The organism is Pimelobacter simplex, from assembly GCF_024662235.1.
GTDB lineage: Bacteria > Actinomycetota > Actinomycetes > Propionibacteriales > Nocardioidaceae > Nocardioides.
Genome location: NZ_CP096276.1, coordinates 2,217,814 through 2,233,078 on the forward strand (window position 1 = coordinate 2,217,814; position 15,265 = coordinate 2,233,078).

Here is a 15,265-nt window from a genome sequence, read left to right on the forward strand (position 1 = left end):
CGCTGCTCGATGACGACCGGCACCCCCGAGCAGCCCAGCCCCTACGCCGTCGAGGTCGCGCTCGCGGCGGCGCTCGCCGAGCTGGCCAACGCGCAGGACGCCCAGATCGCGCAGGCCTGGGCGGGCGCGTGGTCCGAGGTCTCGGCCGACCTCCTCGACGTCCTCACCGTCATCCTGAGCGACGTCGGCCGCGTCAACGCGACCGCGGTCGTGCGCTACGAGCGGTTCGCCCGCGTGCTCGCCGCGATCGCGGACCGACTCGACGCCCTCGCCACCGACCTCGGCATCGCGATCACCAACGACCTCGGCGATGTCCTCGCCCAGGCGCAGACCGGCACCGTCGAGCTGATCGCCGCCCAGCGCCTCTCACGGCCGCTGCCGCACCGCGAGGTGCCGACCGCGGCCCTCGACGCCATCGTCCGCCGTACGACGCAGCAGGTCACCTCGACCGCCCTCCCGCTCGCCGACGAGACGTACGCGATCGTGCTCGGCGAACTCACCCGCGGGGTCGCGGCCGGCGATAACCCCCGCCAGACCGCGGCACGGATGGTGTCCCGAGCCGAAGACCACATGAACTTCGGCCGCGCGCGGGCGCAGAACATCGCACGGACCGAGACCCTCGACGCCTACCGCGAGGGCGAGCGGGTCACCCAGCAGGCGCACGCCGACCTGCTCGCCGGCTGGGTGTGGGCGGCGCACCTCGGGTCACGGACCTGCCGCTCGTGTCTGGCGATGCACGGCCAGGTGTTCGACCTCGAGGTCCCGGGCCCGAACGACCATCCGTCGGGCCGGTGCGGCCGGGTGCCGGTCGTGCGGGAGGACGACGGCTCGGTCGACCTGTCGTGGTTGCCCTCGGCCGAGGAGCACTTCGCCGGGCTGTCGGTCGCCGATCAGAAGGCCATCCTCGGCAAGGACGGTTACCGGGCCTGGGCTGCCGGGGACTTCCCGATGGAGTCGTGGACGAAGACCCGGCACGCCGACGGGTGGCGCGACTCCCAGGTGCCGGCCAGCCCGCCGAGCAAGGGCGGCGCCGCCGGCGGTGGCGGGGACGGTCGGCCGGGCGCGCCGGGCGGCGACGTGAGCGACGAGCCGCCGCCGTCGTACCGCGAAGCTGCGCTCGCTCGGTTCGGTCCGCCGCCGGTGGACGTCGAGCCGTGGGAGGCCCGCGAGTACTGGGCGCAGCGGCAGGGAGCGCTCCCCCTCGACTTCGGCGGCGACATCCTCAAGCCCCACGAGGTCGAGTTCGTCGAGCGGTTTCTCGACGCTGGCGAGACGCTCGAGTGGATCCCTAAGGACCCCGCGCTGCCCACCAACGACTTCTTCTGGACCAGCCGCGACCGGCTGCCGGTCGAGCTGAAGTCCACCAAGGCCCGCGCCGCCACGATCCACGGCCGCCTCGTCGACGCGATGAGCCGGGCCGCACGGCAGGGCGTCACCAAGGAGAACTTCATCGTCGACCTCGGCGACCAGGCGCTACCCGACGGGCTGATCGACGAGCTCGTCGACTTCAACGTCGACCGACGCAAGTACCTCGTCGCTGGCCTGTGGATCTTCGCCGGTGGCCGGGTGCACGCCGTGCCGCTCGTCCAGCCCTAGAAGCGAGTGTGGGGCCCCGTCCCCCCGTGGTACGGAGGCGGGCCCCACGACTTCAGGGTAACACCGCGGCGGCCGGCGTCTAGGTCCTCCGACGGCCCCGATCCGCAACGTACCGCACCGTGTCGCAGCCGGGGCGCGCGCACTGCTCCTCCGCCTCCGCCCCCCGCCGGAGCGAGAGGTGGATTCCCTTCAACGCCCAGACGTGACCGGCCTCGACGGTGCACGGCTGGGCGCCGTCGTATCCCCGCTCCGCACCGTCCTCGGTCACCCGACGCACGGTACTCCGCTCACCCCTCGACCCGGGAGGTCCCGACATGTCCAAGAAGCTGCGCGAGACCGCACGCCTGCTCGAGGCCGCCGACGGCCAGGCCCCCGGTCTCCGCCTCGTCCAGCTCATCTCCCCCGGCTGGGGCAGCTCGGGCTACTACTCGCCCGCCGTCCTCGAAGCCGCCGTCGCGGACCAGGTCATCCCGGCCGGCACCCACATGTACGCCGACCACCCCACTGACCTCGAGCTGATGGAGCGCCCCGAGCGCTCGATCAAGGACCTCGTCTCGACCACGACCACCGAGGCGCGCCTCGCGACCGACATCGACATCGCGGCCGGCGCCGAGCCGGGCGCACTCGTCGCCGAGGTCCGGGTCGTCACGCCGTACCGCGACCTGATCGACGACCTCGCCGACGACATCGGCGTCTCGATCCTCGGCTCGGCCACCGACACCAGCATCGGCGAGGCCGACGGCCGCCGCGGCACGATCATCGAGGGCCTCGCCTTCGTCCAGTCCGTCGACTGGGTGACCCGCGCCGGCCGCGGTGGCCGCGCGCTCAGCGTGCTCGAGTCCGCGCGCGCCGGCCGCCGCGCGGCGGGCCGGGGGCTGCGTGAGGCCACCGTCAACGACACCCGCGACGGGCTGGCTGTCGCGCTGCGCGACGCCTACGGCGGCAGCGAGCGGACCTGGGTGTGGGTGCGCGACTTCGACGACTCGACGGTCTGGTTCGAGATCGAGTCCGAGGGCGACGAGAACGGGATCTACGGCCAGCCCTACACGCAGAGCTCCAGCGGCGCCGTCGAGCTCACCGGCGATCGCACCGAGGTGCGGATCGTCACCACCTACGTCCCGGCCACCCGGCCGGACGAGAAGAAGACCACCAAGGAGTCCAAGGAGGACACCATGCCCAAGATCGAGATCGAGGAGTCCGAGCACACTCGGCTCATCGAGACCGCCGGCCGGGTGGACGCTCTCGTCAGCGAGAACGCCGCCCTCAAGGAGAAGGACGCCCGCCGCACCCGTGCGGACCGGGCCCACGAGCTCGTCGCCGAGCGCGCCAAGGCCGCCGGCGTCACCTTCGACGCCCTGCAGACCCGCGGCCTGATCGCCGAGCTCCCGGTGACCGAGTCCGGCGACCTCGACGAGACCGCGTTCTCCGCCGCGGTCGACAAGGCCGCCTCCGACCTCAAGGAGGCGCAGGCCGCCGGCGGCGACGGCAACGTCGTCGGCTTCGGCGGCGCCCCGAGCGGCACGCCGGTCGCGGAGTCCGGCCACCGAACCAGCAACCCGTGGGGCCGCAGCCTCACCGAGGCCAGCAACCAGAAGGGAGCCTGACCATGGCCACCAACGAGAAGTTCCGCGACGCCGACCACCTCCCCCTGCCGGTCCCGGCCGGGAAGAAGGCCGGCGACCCCGTCCGCGTCGGCAGCCTCAACGGCGTCTGCGAGACCAACCGTGCCAAGACCGACGTCCCGGCCTACAACCAGGACGGCACCCGCAACACGTCGTACGACTTCGGCGGGGGCAACCAGACGGGCTACGCCTCGGTGTGGCTCAAGGGCGCCCACGTCTTCACCGTCGACTTCGCCGTCGCCAACATCGGCGACCCGGTCTACATCCTCGCCGACGGCTCCGGCCTCACCGGCACGGCGTCGGGCAACAACCTGTACGGCCACGCCCTCACCACCAAGGGCGCGCCCAGCGGCCCGCTGACCGTTCGCATCGCGAACTGAGAGGACCAGCACCATGACCAGCAACATCGAGGTCCTCCACGGCAACGCTGCCGTCGAGGCCGCCTCCGACGCCGACTTCCCCGGCGCCACGAACCCGCGGAACTACCAGATCACCGAGTCGTTGATGGACAAGGCGATGACGCTGATGGAGGACGCTTTCCGCGGGAAGTGGGGCGCCGCCCAGCGACTCGCCGAGGCGTTCGCGACCAGCGACTTCACCCTCGCAGCGTTCGCCGCCATCGACACCGAGATGCAGCGGCAGTACGACGAGCTGCCCTCGACCTGGCGCGGCTACACCGACGTGACCACGGTCAACGACTTCCGTCCGAAGCGGCTGCTCGACAAGTGGCGGAACACGGTCGGGTTCGACCTGGTGCCCGAGCTCACCGAGTACCCCGCCGAGGACGCGCGCGGGCACGCGCTCAACGAGATCGCGGTGGCCAAGTTCGGTCGCCGGTTCGCGATCTCCTGGGAGTCGTGGATCAACAACGAGGCGATCCAGGAGTTCGAGGACCTCCCGGGCGTCATCGCCCGCCAGGCCCGCGAGACCGAGGCGATCAACGCGGTCTCCAACCTGATCGCGGCGGACCGCAACGGCGTCAACACGGCGTTCTTCAAGGCCGGCAACGGGAACGCGCCGACCGCGCTTCCCCTCACGCTCGACAACCTCGACGGCGTCCTCGACCTGATGGCGGCGAGGAAGTCGAAGATCTCCGGCCGCACGGTCGCGGCGCCGCCGCTGCAGGTCGTCGTGCCGCAGACCCTGAAGCGGACGATCGAGCGGATCCTCGCGGTCCGGACGATCAAGAAGACGACCACGTCGGGGTCGGACTCGACCGAGTTCGAGTACGACAACTACGTCAACGTCGACTACGTCGTCGACCCGATGCTCGACTACTGGAACACCGGCTCGAAGGCGGCCGGCACCTGGTTCGTCGTGCCGAAGCCGAAGACCGCGCGTCCCGCGCTGTGGGCTGCCTACCTGCGTGGTCACGAGCAGCCCGACATCCGGGTGAAGAGCTCGGCCAGCCAGCGGGTCGGCGGCGGCGACGTCTCGCCCCTCGAGGGGTCGTTCGAGATCGACGACATCCAGTACCGCGGTCGTCACATCGTCGGCCACCAGAACGGCGACCCGACGTTCACGTACGCCTCGAACGGCAGCTGACCGCGCACGCAGCTGCTCCCGCCGTGGGCGGCCCGGGCAACCGGGCCAGGGTCGCCCACGGCTCCACACCGGCACCACCTCGAGGAGGCTGAGCATGGCGATCGACTACAGCAGCAAGGTCGGCAAGGTCCGTCTCCTCATCAACGACGTCGACGAGGGCAACCTCGTCTTCCCCGACGACCAGCTCGAGGCGTTCCTCTCCCTCGAGCACGACAGCGTGAAGCGTGCGGCGGCTCAGGCGATCGACTCGCAGGCCACCAACGAGGCGCTCGCGCTGAAGGTCCTCAAGGACCACCAGGTGCAGACCGACGGCGCGAAGCTCGCCGACGCGATGCGCCGGCACGCCGACTCGCTGCGCAAGCAGGCCCGCGAGGACGAGGACGCCGAGGACGACGGGTTCTACTTCGACGTCATCGACATCGTGGGCGGCAACCGCAGCCACCCCGAGCTCACCGAACGGCCCCTGTGATGCCTCGCCCGGTGGGCTACGGCCGGCCCGGCACCCCGGTCTTCCCCGACGGCTGGGCCACGGCCGCCGCCGGCGTGCTGGACGACACCCACGAGTCCGCCGTGACGATCGCCGCTCCGGGCGCGACCCACGGATGGAGCGAGAGCGACGGCCAGACCGTCACCACGCCCGCCTCCCCGTCGTACGACGGCCCGGCGACCATCCGGCCGGCCAGCGAGGCCGAGGGCTCCAGCGAGCCCGTCGCCGGCGAGGAGCAGGTCACCGTGACCCGCTACCAGGTCGGACTCCCCCAGCCGACCGGCGGCATCACGGTCGGCCAGGTCGTGCACGTCGTGTCGTCGCCCGACGCCGCGGTGGTCGGCCGCGACCTCACGGTCGTCGACATCGAGCACGGCGACCGGCGCTTCACCCGCTACCTCTACGCGACCCTCAACAGCTGATCCACGGGAGGCGGTGACGGCCATGATCAACATCGACCTGACCGAGATCCACCACCTCGCCGCCGACCTCCGCTCCGCGCCCGCGCGCGTCGAGCCGGCCGTCGACGCCGAGGTCGGCCGCGGCGGCTACCGCGTCCAGGCCCGGGCGCAGGTGAACGCCCCGAAGGACACCGGCACTCTCGCCTCGTCGATCACCACCGACCTGGGCCACCTCTCGTACGAGGTCGGCCCCGAGGCGAACTACGGCGGATTCGTCGAGGAGGGCACCAGCGGCCCGTACCCGATCGAGAACGCCTTCGGCCTCGGGATCCTCGTCCTGCACCCCGGCATCGATCCTCAGCCCTACCTCGGGCCGGCCTTCGACGCCGACCTGCCCCGCACCGAGCGCGGCATCCTCATGGCCGCCGCCGACCGGACGCTGGGCTGACCGCGATGGCCACGATCCGGCGCCTGCTGCTCAGCCACCAGGTCGACGCCCGGCTCCGTGCGCTCCCGGTCGCTGGGCCGGCCGTCACGGTCTACGAAGGCGAGATCCCCAACCCCGCGCCGCTGCTCACGATGCCCGGCACCAACACCCCGGATCCGTCTGGCCGGGTCGCGCCGTACGTCGTCCACTTCGGTGGAGTCGGCACGCCGGTCGTCGAGCCCGACGTCGCCGACTCGATGGTCGAGCTCGACTGGCCGGTGCACCTGCTGTGCGTCGCCGGGTACCGCGACGACTGCCTCGACCTAGTCGACCGGGTGCACGCCTGGCTCTACCGCTGGTCACCCGTCGTCGACGGCGTCGCCGTCGGCCGCCTGACGCAGCCCCTCGGCTACGAGCCGGCTCCCCCGCGGCGGATCGACACCGTCCAGCCGGTCCGGTTCGAGGTGCCTCTGCAGTACCGGCTCGCGGCCACCGCGAGCTGACGCCTTCCCCCCGACTCCCGACGCACCTTCCCCGGCGCCGGGCGCTTCCCCCTGCCCATCCACCAGCCCGACCAGCACCGAGGAGGACCCCGTCATGAACGACGGATTCGTCGAGGTCTACGCGAAGTCGACCGGCCAGAAGCAGTGGGTGCCCGAGCACTACCTCGAGCACCCCGTCCTCGGCCGCGACTTCGAGGAGACCCCCAGCAGCCGCGCCAACCGCGACGGCGACCAGCCGCCGGCCGGGCCGCCCGCCCAGGCCTGGACGCGCGCTCAGCTCGACCAGCACGCGTCGGTGGTGCTCGGGCTCGACACGAGCGACCTGGCCACGAAGGCCGACGTCGTCGCGGCGATCGAGCGCGAGACCCAGCACGACCCGGACGACCCGGACGACCCCACCCCCACCGACTCGGACGGCACCCCGCCGCCCAACCAGCCCCCGGCCGCCGGGGAGAACCAGGAGTAGCAGCATGCGCAGTCTCGCCGACGGCCACGAGAAGATCGCCGTCCTGACCACCAAGCCCGTCGACCCCGCCAACCCGACGGTGACCGAGCTCGCCGCCGGTATCGACGCCTCGTGCGCCGTGCTGGCCTCGGACTGGAACTTCGGACCGACCGACTCCGACACCTTCTCGGAGCCCGCGGTCTGCGAGGACTCCAACGCCCAGTCCTACGGCCGCTCCAACGGCCAGTTCGGCGCCACCATCTTCCGGCACTTCGCGACCGCGACCCCGGGCGAGGCCGACGCCACCGCCGACACCACCTTCGCCGCGGTCAAGGTCAAGGGCACCACGGTGTGGGTGTACTCGCGCCTCACCGCGAAGAAGTCCGCCGAGGCGTGGGCCGAGGACGACGAGATCCGCTACGGCGCCGAGGTCCTCACCGACACCCCGCAGCCGCCCCAGGAGTCCGGCGGCTACGTCAAGGCCCGCGTCCCCGGCCAGGTCCAGAAGTCCTGGCCGTACATCAAGGCCGCGCCCGCGACCCCCTGATCGGCCGCCCGAACTGGGGTGGCGGGCGTCGTGAGGACCGCCCGCCACCCCTCACCACCACCGTCCTCACACCCGTCCTCGCACGCCGTCCTCGCACCCCGTCCTCACACCCAGGAGCACGCCATGACCGACCAGCCCGCCGCCAACGTCCCCACCGCCGACACCGCCGGCCTCATCGACGACTTCCTCGACCTCGACGAGATCCTGTCCGCCCAGGTCCACCGCGCCGAGAAGACCGAGATCCTCTACCTCAAGCCGCACCTCGAGGCGGAGATCGACGCCCTCGAGGCCGACCTGGAGAAGGCCGTCAGCAACCCCCGCTGGCTGGACGCAGTCGGCGAGGTCGCGGTCGGCGACCAGGCCGATGACAGCGCGACCGCCGAGGACCTCGCTGAGCAGATCCAGTCCAAGCGCCGCGAGTACGCCGAGTCCGGCAAGAAGGTGCTCCTGCGCCAGATGCCGTCGGACGAGTGGACCGAGTTCGAGGCCACCTGGAAGAAGGTCCTCGAGGCCGGCTCGCCGTACCCGGCGGAGATGTGGGACGACCTCATCTCGAAGTGCGCGGTCCGCCCGACGATGCCGGTCGACAAGCTCAAGGCCCTGCGCAAGAAGCTCGGCCACCCGCCGCTGCACAACCTCGCCCTGACCGCGTGGAAGCTGAACACCGAGGGCGGTGTGTCCGTCCCTTTCTCGCGACTCTCCTCGGACGTCCTTCGGCCCAAGGCGTTCGGGACGAACTAGCACTGGCCCTGGAGCTCCGCGTCCCGCCGTCGGTGCTCCGGGGTCGGACCTCCTCGACGTTCCACCTCCGCGACGAGGACGGGAACGTCGTACGCACGGTGACCGAGTCACCGTGGACCGAGGAAGACCGGGCGCTGATGCTCGCCTACCGGATGTACCTCAACTCGCTGTGCAGCGGGGACTGCGGCCAACCCCGGGCGCTCGCTCACCATCCCGCGAACGACGGCTGGTACGGCGTCGGCGAGCGGGTCATCTGCCACGCCTGCACCGCGCTCAAGCGCGCCGCCAACGAAGGGTCGAAGGAGCCGGTGAAGCCGGTCGAGTACTACGTCCTCGACCACGACCGGGACTACGACGCCAACCCGCTTCCCGTGCTCGACCGCGACCGTGACACGCCGGATCTCGGCGCCTTCAGGGTCTGACCAGCACGCACGCTCCCCCAATGACGAGAGGACGGTGACTTGATGGGCTCGAACGTCCGGTCCGTGACCGTCCGGCTCGAGGCGATGGTCGCGCGCTACATCCGCGACATGAACCGGGCCGGCGACGCCACCGAGAAGGCCTTCGACCGGGTCCACGCGTCAACGTCGCGGGCACGGGAGAGCTTCGTGGCCACGGAGCGCGACGCCGCGCACCTCTCGAACCGCCTCGGCGACCTGCGCGGCTCGACCTCGGGCGTCCAGCAGGAGTTCGTCGGCGCGACCCGCGCCGCGGAGCGGTACGCGACGTCAACGTCGAAGCTGAACACGACGACCCGCGTCGTGTCCCCGTCGCAGCAGCGGCTCGCCACCGACATCGACCGCGTGTCGGTGGCCGCCGTCCGTGGCCGCGCCTCGATCGACCAGTACTCCGGCCGCCTGCGGGTCCTGCTCGAGCTGCTCGCCACGCTCGGCCCCGGGCTGCTGCCGTTCGGCGCCGGCGGCATCGTCGGTCTGACCGGCCTGGCCGGCCTGTTCGGCGCCGGCGCGGCGGGCGGCATCGGGATGCTCGTGTCGCTCCAGGGCATCGGCGACGCGCTCAAGGCGATGGAGAAGGCTCGCCTCGAGCCGACCGCCGCGAACCTCCAAGCAGCCGACGAGGCCATGCAGAAGCTCGGGCCGCACGCGCAGGACGCGGTCGTCAAGCTGCAGCAGTTCCTCCCCGTCCTGAAGTCCGTCCGCGACGCCGGCGCCGCCGAGCTGTTCCCGCACCTGCCGGGCACCATCGACTCCCTGACCCGCATGGCGCCCATCCTGCGCGAGCTCGCCGCCGCGGGTGCCGGCGCGAGCGGCTCCGCGATCGAGGACGTCGCCGGGTCGCTGAACAGCGACCGCTGGATGCCGTTCTGGAAGTTCCTCGTCGACGAGATCCCCCAGGGGGTCGAGAACACCACGCGGCTCGTCGGATCGCTCGCGCACGCGGGCGCCGAGATGTGGATGGCATTCGACACGACGAACGACAAGTTCGTCGACTGGCTGGTCGACGTCGCCGACAACCTCGACCGGTGGGCCGGCTCGTCGAAGGGCCAGCAGCAGATCCAGTCGTTCCTGGCGTACGCCGAGAAGAACGGCCCGAAGGTCGCCGACTTCTTCGTCGCGGTCGCCGACGCCATCACCCAGATCGTGCAGGCCGCCGCACCCCTGTCCGGGCCCGTGCTCGACGCCCTGACCCAGGTCGCCAAGGTGATCGCCGCGGTGGCCGACAGCAACCTCGGCACGCCGATCCTGACCGGAGTCGCCGCCCTCACGCTCTACAGCCGAGGACTCCAGGCCGCCGTCGCGCTCCAGAGCCGGCTGACCGGCGGCGCAGCCTCGGCTCGGCTGGCCGACCAGGGCGTGCTCGGGTTCACGCGCAGCAGCCTCCAGCAGACCCGGACCGGCATTCGACAGCTCGGCACCGACCTGAAGACCGTCGGCACCACCTGGGCGACCGTCGGCCGCGGCATGGAGCGCCAGAACGTCCGCATGAACGAGGCTCTTACCCGCACCGGCCGGACGCTGAAGACCGTCGGGAAGGGCGGCGCCGTCCTCGGCGGGCTGGCCATCGCGACGACCGGCGTCGCCGACGGCCTCGGGGTCACCAACACGGCGTCGCTCGCCCTGATGGGCACGTTCGCCGGCCCCTGGGGCGCTGCGGTCGGAGCCGGCGTCGGTGCTGTCATGGACCTCTCCAAGGCACTCGACGCGGGCACCTCGTCCACTGACTCGTTCAACTCCGCGCTCAGGTCCGGCGATCTCGAGAAGGTCAGGGCCGAGATCGCCGCCGTGAACAAGGAGATCGAGACCCGCAAGGACATGCGCGACGTCGGCGGCACCGGTCCGGACGACTTCCTACAGGACATGGCACGCGGGGCCAAGGACATCGGTCAGCGCTTCGGCGCGATGCTCGGCTTCGGGGAAGGCCCGGACTCCGGCGAGGAGTTGGAGAAGCGGAAGGCCGTTCTGGAGTCGCAGTCCGAAGCTGCCTTGCGTGCCCAGGGCGCCGAGATGGGGCTCTCGCGAGAGATCTTCCTGACCGGCCAGGCCGCTGGCATGAGCTCAGCACAGCTGCTGAACCTCGCCGTGAGCACCCAGCAGGCGTCGACGGCGGCATGGGGTGCCTTCGACGCGCAGACCAAGCTCGGGGCCGCGCTCGACGGTGTCGCGGAGGCGGCGAAGAAGGGCAAGCGCGGCCTCAGCGACGCCACGGAAGGCGGCCGGGAGAACCGCAACGAGCTGTCCGAGCTCGCGGCGTCGTGGGAGAACACGAAGACGAAGATGGAGGAGAACGGTGCCTCCGCGAAGGCGATCGAGCGACGCTACGGCGAGGTCCGAGGGGCATTCATCGCAGCGGCGACCGCGATGACGGGGAGTCGGAAGGCCGCAGTCCGGCTCGCCAACCAACTCGCAAAGCCGATGACCATCGTCATCAAGTCCGAATACCAGAGCGCGGTGAACCACGCTCGATCTGCGATGGCCCAGCTGCGCAGCGACATCGCCGGCAACCCGATCGTGCAGCGAGTCATCGTTCAGACGAGCCGCGGGCCGGTCAATGCCAAGGTCAGCCCGAAGGAGCCCCTCGGCGGCGGAATGATCCCGGTTGGGAAGGCCGACGGCGGCCTGGTGACCGGGCCCGGCGGCCCCCGCGACGACCTCATCCCCGCGCTGCTCTCGAACCGCGAGTTCGTGATCCCCGCGGACGCCGTCGACCACTACGGCGTCGGGCTCTTCGAGGCATTGCGGGCGAAGCGACTCGCCGACGGCGGCCGCGTCGGGGGCGGTCGCGACTCGCGCTGGTCGAGCGCCCCGGGGCTTCGCACGTCCTCGAGCTCCGAGGCGGACGGCGTCGCGCGCGGGCTCCGCGGCCTCCGGCGGGAGCTCGCGCTGGCCGAGAAGGCGCTCTCGAAGGAGCGCAAGGCACGCGACGCGAGCATCCAGCGACGGGACGACCTCTCTGCTGGGATCCGGTCCGGGCTCGACAAGGGCATCTGGCGGCCGTCGAGCGTGTGGCAGGACGCGGACCCGCTGTCCGGGCTCCGGGCGAACATCGCCGAGATCAACCAGTTCTCGGCGCTCAGCGGCCGGCTCAAGAAGACCATCGGCAAGGGCGCGCTCGACGCCATCCTCGCCGAGGGCGACCTCACCACGCTCCAGGCGTACGCCGGTCTCGACCCGAAGACGCTCAAGGAGTACCAGCGCCTCTACGGCGTCCAGCAGAAGGCGCTCGCGAAGGTCACCACCGACATCCCCGAGGCCGTGTGGGGCCGCGACATCCGGCTCCAGACCCGCGAGATCCGCCAGCAGACCCGCGAGATCAAGGGGCTGCGCCGCGACGTGCAGCGCTCGAACCGCGACAACAAGAACGAGCAGGCAAAGAACCGTGCCTCGCAGCGCAAGGGCGCCTCGAAGGCCAACCAGTCGAAGTCCAGGGGGTACGTGAAGTGACCACCGCGCTGCTCGACCAGCCGGCCGAGCTCACCTGGGGCAGCCAGGTCTTCCTCGACGCCGTCGAGCCGGACCTCCCCTGGCAGTTCATCGCGCTCTCCGACGAGTCGGACCTCGGCAACCCTGAGCCGCTCGTAGAGACCATCCGCTCGATGCTCACCGTCGGCGAGAAGTCTGAGCGCACCGGCTGGGGCAACCGTGAGTTCCCCGTTCGGATCAAGATCCTCGCCACCGACGGCCAGGCCATGGCGCAGGCGGAGAACGCCCTGTGGGCGGAGCTGTCCGCCGACCAGGTGGCGCCGCTGATCTGGACGCCGCCGCTGCTCGAGGCGTGGCCGATGGCGCTCGACGTCGACCGGGTCGACATGGTGCGCGCGTACGACAACATCGGCGAGCGGTGGGACCACCGCGAGCGGTTCGGCCGCTGCCGGATCTACGACCTCACGTTCCACACGCTGCCGTTCGCGCGGGACACCGAGCCGACCGTTGTGCCGGCCCTCCCGGTCCCCGAGGACCCGGACACCCCGGCGCGGATCGTGCTCGACCCGTGCGACTCCAAGGCCGGCTGGACGGCGACGCCGTGCCACACCAACCACTGGAACCCGCGGTTCATCGACAACGGCACCAGCGGCGGCAACACCTGGGTGCGGGTGTACGCCTCGAACACCTACACCGGCAGCCTCGGCTGGCTCGCCATCAACCGGCCCGGGACGCTGGTGCGCAGCGGCCGGCGCTACATCACGGTCGACTTCAGCCGCACCTCCAACCCGCCCGTGATGGAAGAGTGGGAGGCGAAGAAGCTCACGATCGTGGTCTCCGGCAAGGAGCTCGAACCAGCCGGGCAAGAGCCGGTTTCGTCGGGGATCACGCGGTTCTACTTCGACTGCATCGGGCTGCCCGACACGCTGACCGGGTTCCAGGCCCGCGGCTGGTGGCAAGCCGACGCCTGGAACACCTCCTCGCAGCCGACACGACGCCTGGCGCTCTACGAGATCGGCGCCGACGACCGCATCGGGATCAACGGCACCTCCGGCTTCCAGGTGCCACGCACCGTCCTGATCGAAGGCGCCGCGGAGACCCAGGCCAGCCTCCTCCTCGACGCCGGCCCGAGCCCCCTCGTCGGGTCCACTGCGCTGATCTACACCGGCCGCAGCCCCGCGGTGTCCCTGCGAGCGCTCCGCGTCAACTCGGGAACCGTCACCCCCAGCGCGACCGCAATGTCCGGTGCGACCAACGGCCTCACCACCCCGATGACCATCCGGATCCCCGTGGGCCGTCTCCGCAACGACACCACCTACACGATCCCCTGGCGCCTCAGCTTCACCGGCCAGCGCATCATCCACTGGTCCGCCCGCATGGTCGCCGGCACCGCGACTTGGCCCGCCGGCGAGATCCCCGGATCGGACGTCGTCGTCGAGGGCGACACCCTCGTCACCAACACCACCGCCGACCCCTGGCGCATCCACGACATCGCTGCCCTGCAACTCCCGATCATCGGCAACATCTCCGACCCCACCCACGCCATCGACTTCACGCTGTCACTCCCCTCCGGCAGCGACCCCGTCGGCGTCGACGAGGGTTGGGCCCTCGACACCGGGAACGGCGCCTACACCGTCGTGCACGAGCCGTCGGCCTACCAGCTCTCCGCCATCGAGATCCGCTCCCCCGAGCTCGGTGCACCCAAGCCCGAGGTCGTCGGCACCTGGCTGGACTACGGCCGACAGGACATCTCGCGGCTCACCACCCTCGGCACCCACCGTTGGCTCCCCGGGCTGCTGCACATCTTCACCGCGACCGACCTCGCGAAGTACGCGCCGTGCTCCGCGACCTACTACCGCCGCTACCCCTTCCACGCCGGCCCCGACCTGCCCGTCGACGCGGCGGACGGCTGAGGACGGCCGAGCATGCCGAACCGGCCCGGCGAGCCCGACCTCGAGGTCTACATCGGCGGGCAGCCGCTCTCCACGATCGCGGCATGGGGCGACGCCGAGATCACCCACGGCCGCAACGGCCCGATCGCAGCCACCTGGGGCATGGCCCTCAAGCCGAAGGAACGTCCCTACCAGCTGGTCCGCAACGCCCCGGTCACGTGGCGCTCAGGCGGACGCCGGATCTCGTTCGGGATCCTCGACGAGCCCGACTGGGACGCCGGCGAGTTCACCATGATCGGCGGCGCCCGCCTGGGCGAGGGCGCCGAGCCCCTCACCGCTGCCGGGGCCATCACCTCGAAGCTGAACACCGCGATCGACCAGGCCGTCGCCCGGGGCGTGACCCGCGGATGGTTCCGCGGCGGCGACTTCGGCAACACCGACCTCGCCGGCCCGGAGGGCGCCTCCGGGGTGGACGACCCCAACCCCGGCAAGCTCAACGAGCTGATGGACCTGTGGGCCACCCAGGGCAGCGTCGGCGGCGTCACGCGGCAGTGGCGGGTCACCGGCGACGGCCTGGTCGTCCCGACCGTCGAGGACGAGAGCACCCCTCAGCTCCTCCTGCTGCCTGGCACGACGTCGATCGGGGTGTCGGGCACCGAGGTCACCGACCGGGTGTTCCTCAGGTACAACGACTCGGCCGCGACGCGGCTCCGCACGGCGTCGTACCCCGCGCAGACCCCCATTGGCGGGATCGAGCGCCGAGCGTCCATCGTGCACCTCGGCCCGATGACCGCCGCCCGGGCGACCACGATCGCGGAGGGCATGTACCGGCGAGCACAGGCCGGCCGGACCGGGTGGACCAACGGGTGGGAGCTCTCGGCCGACCAGATGACCACGGTCGGCGGGCAGCGTCCCAGTCTGGCGCTCGTCCGGGCCGGCGTGACCGCGCAGGCGATGGACCAGCCAGACCCGCGCGGAGTTTCGCCGGCCCTGAACGTGGTCCTCGACGAGACCACCTGGCGGGTCACCGAGGGGCTGATCCAGCTGAACCCCGTCGGCCTGGTCGCCCGGACGTGGGAGCAGGTCATGGCGGAGGCCCTCGCCCGTGACGAGTAGCGACCGAGGTGTCCCGATCACCGCGCCGGCGGCCCCGGCCTCTTTGCAACGAGGAGCGCGCC

15 protein-coding genes are annotated in these 15,265 nt (G+C 71.4%); all 15 read left to right on the forward strand.

The annotated features are described in order from the left end of the window. Positions 1 to 9: 9 nt before the first annotated feature. A complete protein-coding gene (locus M0M48_RS10995; protein WP_257751180.1) occupies positions 10 to 1,596 on the forward strand; it encodes a phage minor head protein in 1,587 nt (528 codons plus the stop codon). Positions 1,597 to 1,910: 314 nt separating this feature from the next. After that, entirely contained in the window at positions 1,911 to 3,200 is a 1,290-nt protein-coding gene (locus M0M48_RS11000) for a hypothetical protein (protein WP_257751181.1), read from the forward strand. Between the two features lie 2 nt (positions 3,201 to 3,202). Further along, positions 3,203 to 3,598 (forward strand): DUF2190 family protein, encoded by a 396-nt coding sequence (locus tag M0M48_RS11005; protein ID WP_038679452.1) that lies wholly within the window; start codon positions 3,203 to 3,205, stop codon positions 3,596 to 3,598. 13 nt (positions 3,599 to 3,611) lie between these two features. After that, positions 3,612 to 4,763 carry a phage major capsid protein gene (locus M0M48_RS11010; protein WP_038679454.1) on the forward strand — a complete coding sequence of 384 codons (1,152 nt, stop codon included), beginning with the start codon at positions 3,612 to 3,614 and terminating at the stop codon, positions 4,761 to 4,763. A gap of 94 nt (positions 4,764 to 4,857) precedes the next feature. Further along, positions 4,858 to 5,232, forward strand: a complete 375-nt coding sequence (locus tag M0M48_RS11015) for a hypothetical protein (RefSeq protein WP_257751182.1) — start codon at positions 4,858 to 4,860, stop codon at positions 5,230 to 5,232. Continuing rightward, positions 5,232 to 5,672: a DUF6093 family protein gene (locus M0M48_RS11020; RefSeq protein ID WP_257751183.1), complete on the forward strand. Its 441-nt coding sequence runs from the start codon at positions 5,232 to 5,234 to the stop codon at positions 5,670 to 5,672. Before M0M48_RS11015 ends, M0M48_RS11020 begins: the two co-directional genes overlap by 1 nt. A gap of 22 nt (positions 5,673 to 5,694) precedes the next feature. Continuing rightward, a complete protein-coding gene (locus tag M0M48_RS11025; protein ID WP_257751184.1) occupies positions 5,695 to 6,099 on the forward strand; it encodes an HK97 gp10 family phage protein in 405 nt (134 codons plus the stop codon). A 5-nt stretch (positions 6,100 to 6,104) separates the two neighbouring features. Then, on the forward strand, positions 6,105 to 6,581 hold the full coding sequence (locus tag M0M48_RS11030) for a hypothetical protein (RefSeq protein ID WP_038679460.1): 477 nt from the start codon (positions 6,105 to 6,107) through the stop codon (positions 6,579 to 6,581). A gap of 94 nt (positions 6,582 to 6,675) precedes the next feature. Further along, positions 6,676 to 7,047, forward strand: coding sequence for a hypothetical protein (locus M0M48_RS11035; RefSeq protein WP_257751185.1), 372 nt, complete (start codon positions 6,676 to 6,678; stop codon positions 7,045 to 7,047). Positions 7,048 to 7,051: 4 nt separating this feature from the next. Then, positions 7,052 to 7,573, forward strand: a complete 522-nt coding sequence (locus M0M48_RS11040; RefSeq protein WP_038679464.1) for a phage tail tube protein — start codon at positions 7,052 to 7,054, stop codon at positions 7,571 to 7,573. 123 nt (positions 7,574 to 7,696) lie between these two features. After that, positions 7,697 to 8,314, forward strand: coding sequence for a hypothetical protein (locus tag M0M48_RS11045; protein WP_257751186.1), 618 nt, complete (start codon positions 7,697 to 7,699; stop codon positions 8,312 to 8,314). 98 nt (positions 8,315 to 8,412) lie between these two features. Further along, positions 8,413 to 8,736, forward strand: a complete 324-nt coding sequence (locus M0M48_RS11050; protein WP_257751187.1) for a hypothetical protein — start codon at positions 8,413 to 8,415, stop codon at positions 8,734 to 8,736. A 63-nt stretch (positions 8,737 to 8,799) separates the two neighbouring features. Continuing rightward, positions 8,800 to 12,216, forward strand: coding sequence for a hypothetical protein (locus tag M0M48_RS11055; protein ID WP_257751188.1), 3,417 nt, complete (start codon positions 8,800 to 8,802; stop codon positions 12,214 to 12,216). After that, positions 12,213 to 14,108 (forward strand): hypothetical protein, encoded by a 1,896-nt coding sequence (locus tag M0M48_RS11060; RefSeq protein WP_257751189.1) that lies wholly within the window; start codon positions 12,213 to 12,215, stop codon positions 14,106 to 14,108. Before M0M48_RS11055 ends, M0M48_RS11060 begins: the two co-directional genes overlap by 4 nt. 12 nt (positions 14,109 to 14,120) lie before the next feature. Beyond that, the gene (locus M0M48_RS11065) at positions 14,121 to 15,203 is read left to right on the forward strand and encodes a hypothetical protein (protein WP_257751190.1); all 1,083 of its coding nucleotides are present in this window, start codon (positions 14,121 to 14,123) and stop codon (positions 15,201 to 15,203) included. The last annotated feature ends 62 nt before the right edge of the window (positions 15,204 to 15,265 follow it).

What these genes read in the sequence shown, in the direction of transcription:
- M0M48_RS11065 (WP_257751190.1), top strand. Translation starts at nt 14,121, where the DNA reads ATGCCGAACCGGCCCGGCGAGCCCGACCTCGAGGTCTACATCGGCGGG.
- M0M48_RS11015 (WP_257751182.1), top strand. Translation starts at nt 4,858, where the DNA reads ATGGCGATCGACTACAGCAGCAAGGTCGGCAAGGTCCGTCTCCTCATC.
- M0M48_RS11025 (WP_257751184.1), top strand. Translation starts at nt 5,695, where the DNA reads ATGATCAACATCGACCTGACCGAGATCCACCACCTCGCCGCCGACCTC.
- M0M48_RS11045 (WP_257751186.1), top strand. Translation starts at nt 7,697, where the DNA reads ATGACCGACCAGCCCGCCGCCAACGTCCCCACCGCCGACACCGCCGGC.
- M0M48_RS11030 (WP_038679460.1), top strand. Translation starts at nt 6,105, where the DNA reads ATGGCCACGATCCGGCGCCTGCTGCTCAGCCACCAGGTCGACGCCCGG.
- M0M48_RS11005 (WP_038679452.1), top strand. Translation starts at nt 3,203, where the DNA reads ATGGCCACCAACGAGAAGTTCCGCGACGCCGACCACCTCCCCCTGCCG.
- M0M48_RS11010 (WP_038679454.1), top strand. Translation starts at nt 3,612, where the DNA reads ATGACCAGCAACATCGAGGTCCTCCACGGCAACGCTGCCGTCGAGGCC.
- M0M48_RS11020 (WP_257751183.1), top strand. Translation starts at nt 5,232, where the DNA reads ATGCCTCGCCCGGTGGGCTACGGCCGGCCCGGCACCCCGGTCTTCCCC.
- M0M48_RS11035 (WP_257751185.1), top strand. Translation starts at nt 6,676, where the DNA reads ATGAACGACGGATTCGTCGAGGTCTACGCGAAGTCGACCGGCCAGAAG.
- M0M48_RS11040 (WP_038679464.1), top strand. Translation starts at nt 7,052, where the DNA reads ATGCGCAGTCTCGCCGACGGCCACGAGAAGATCGCCGTCCTGACCACC.
- M0M48_RS11000 (WP_257751181.1), top strand. Translation starts at nt 1,911, where the DNA reads ATGTCCAAGAAGCTGCGCGAGACCGCACGCCTGCTCGAGGCCGCCGAC.
- M0M48_RS10995 (WP_257751180.1), top strand. Translation starts at nt 10, where the DNA reads ATGACGACCGGCACCCCCGAGCAGCCCAGCCCCTACGCCGTCGAGGTC.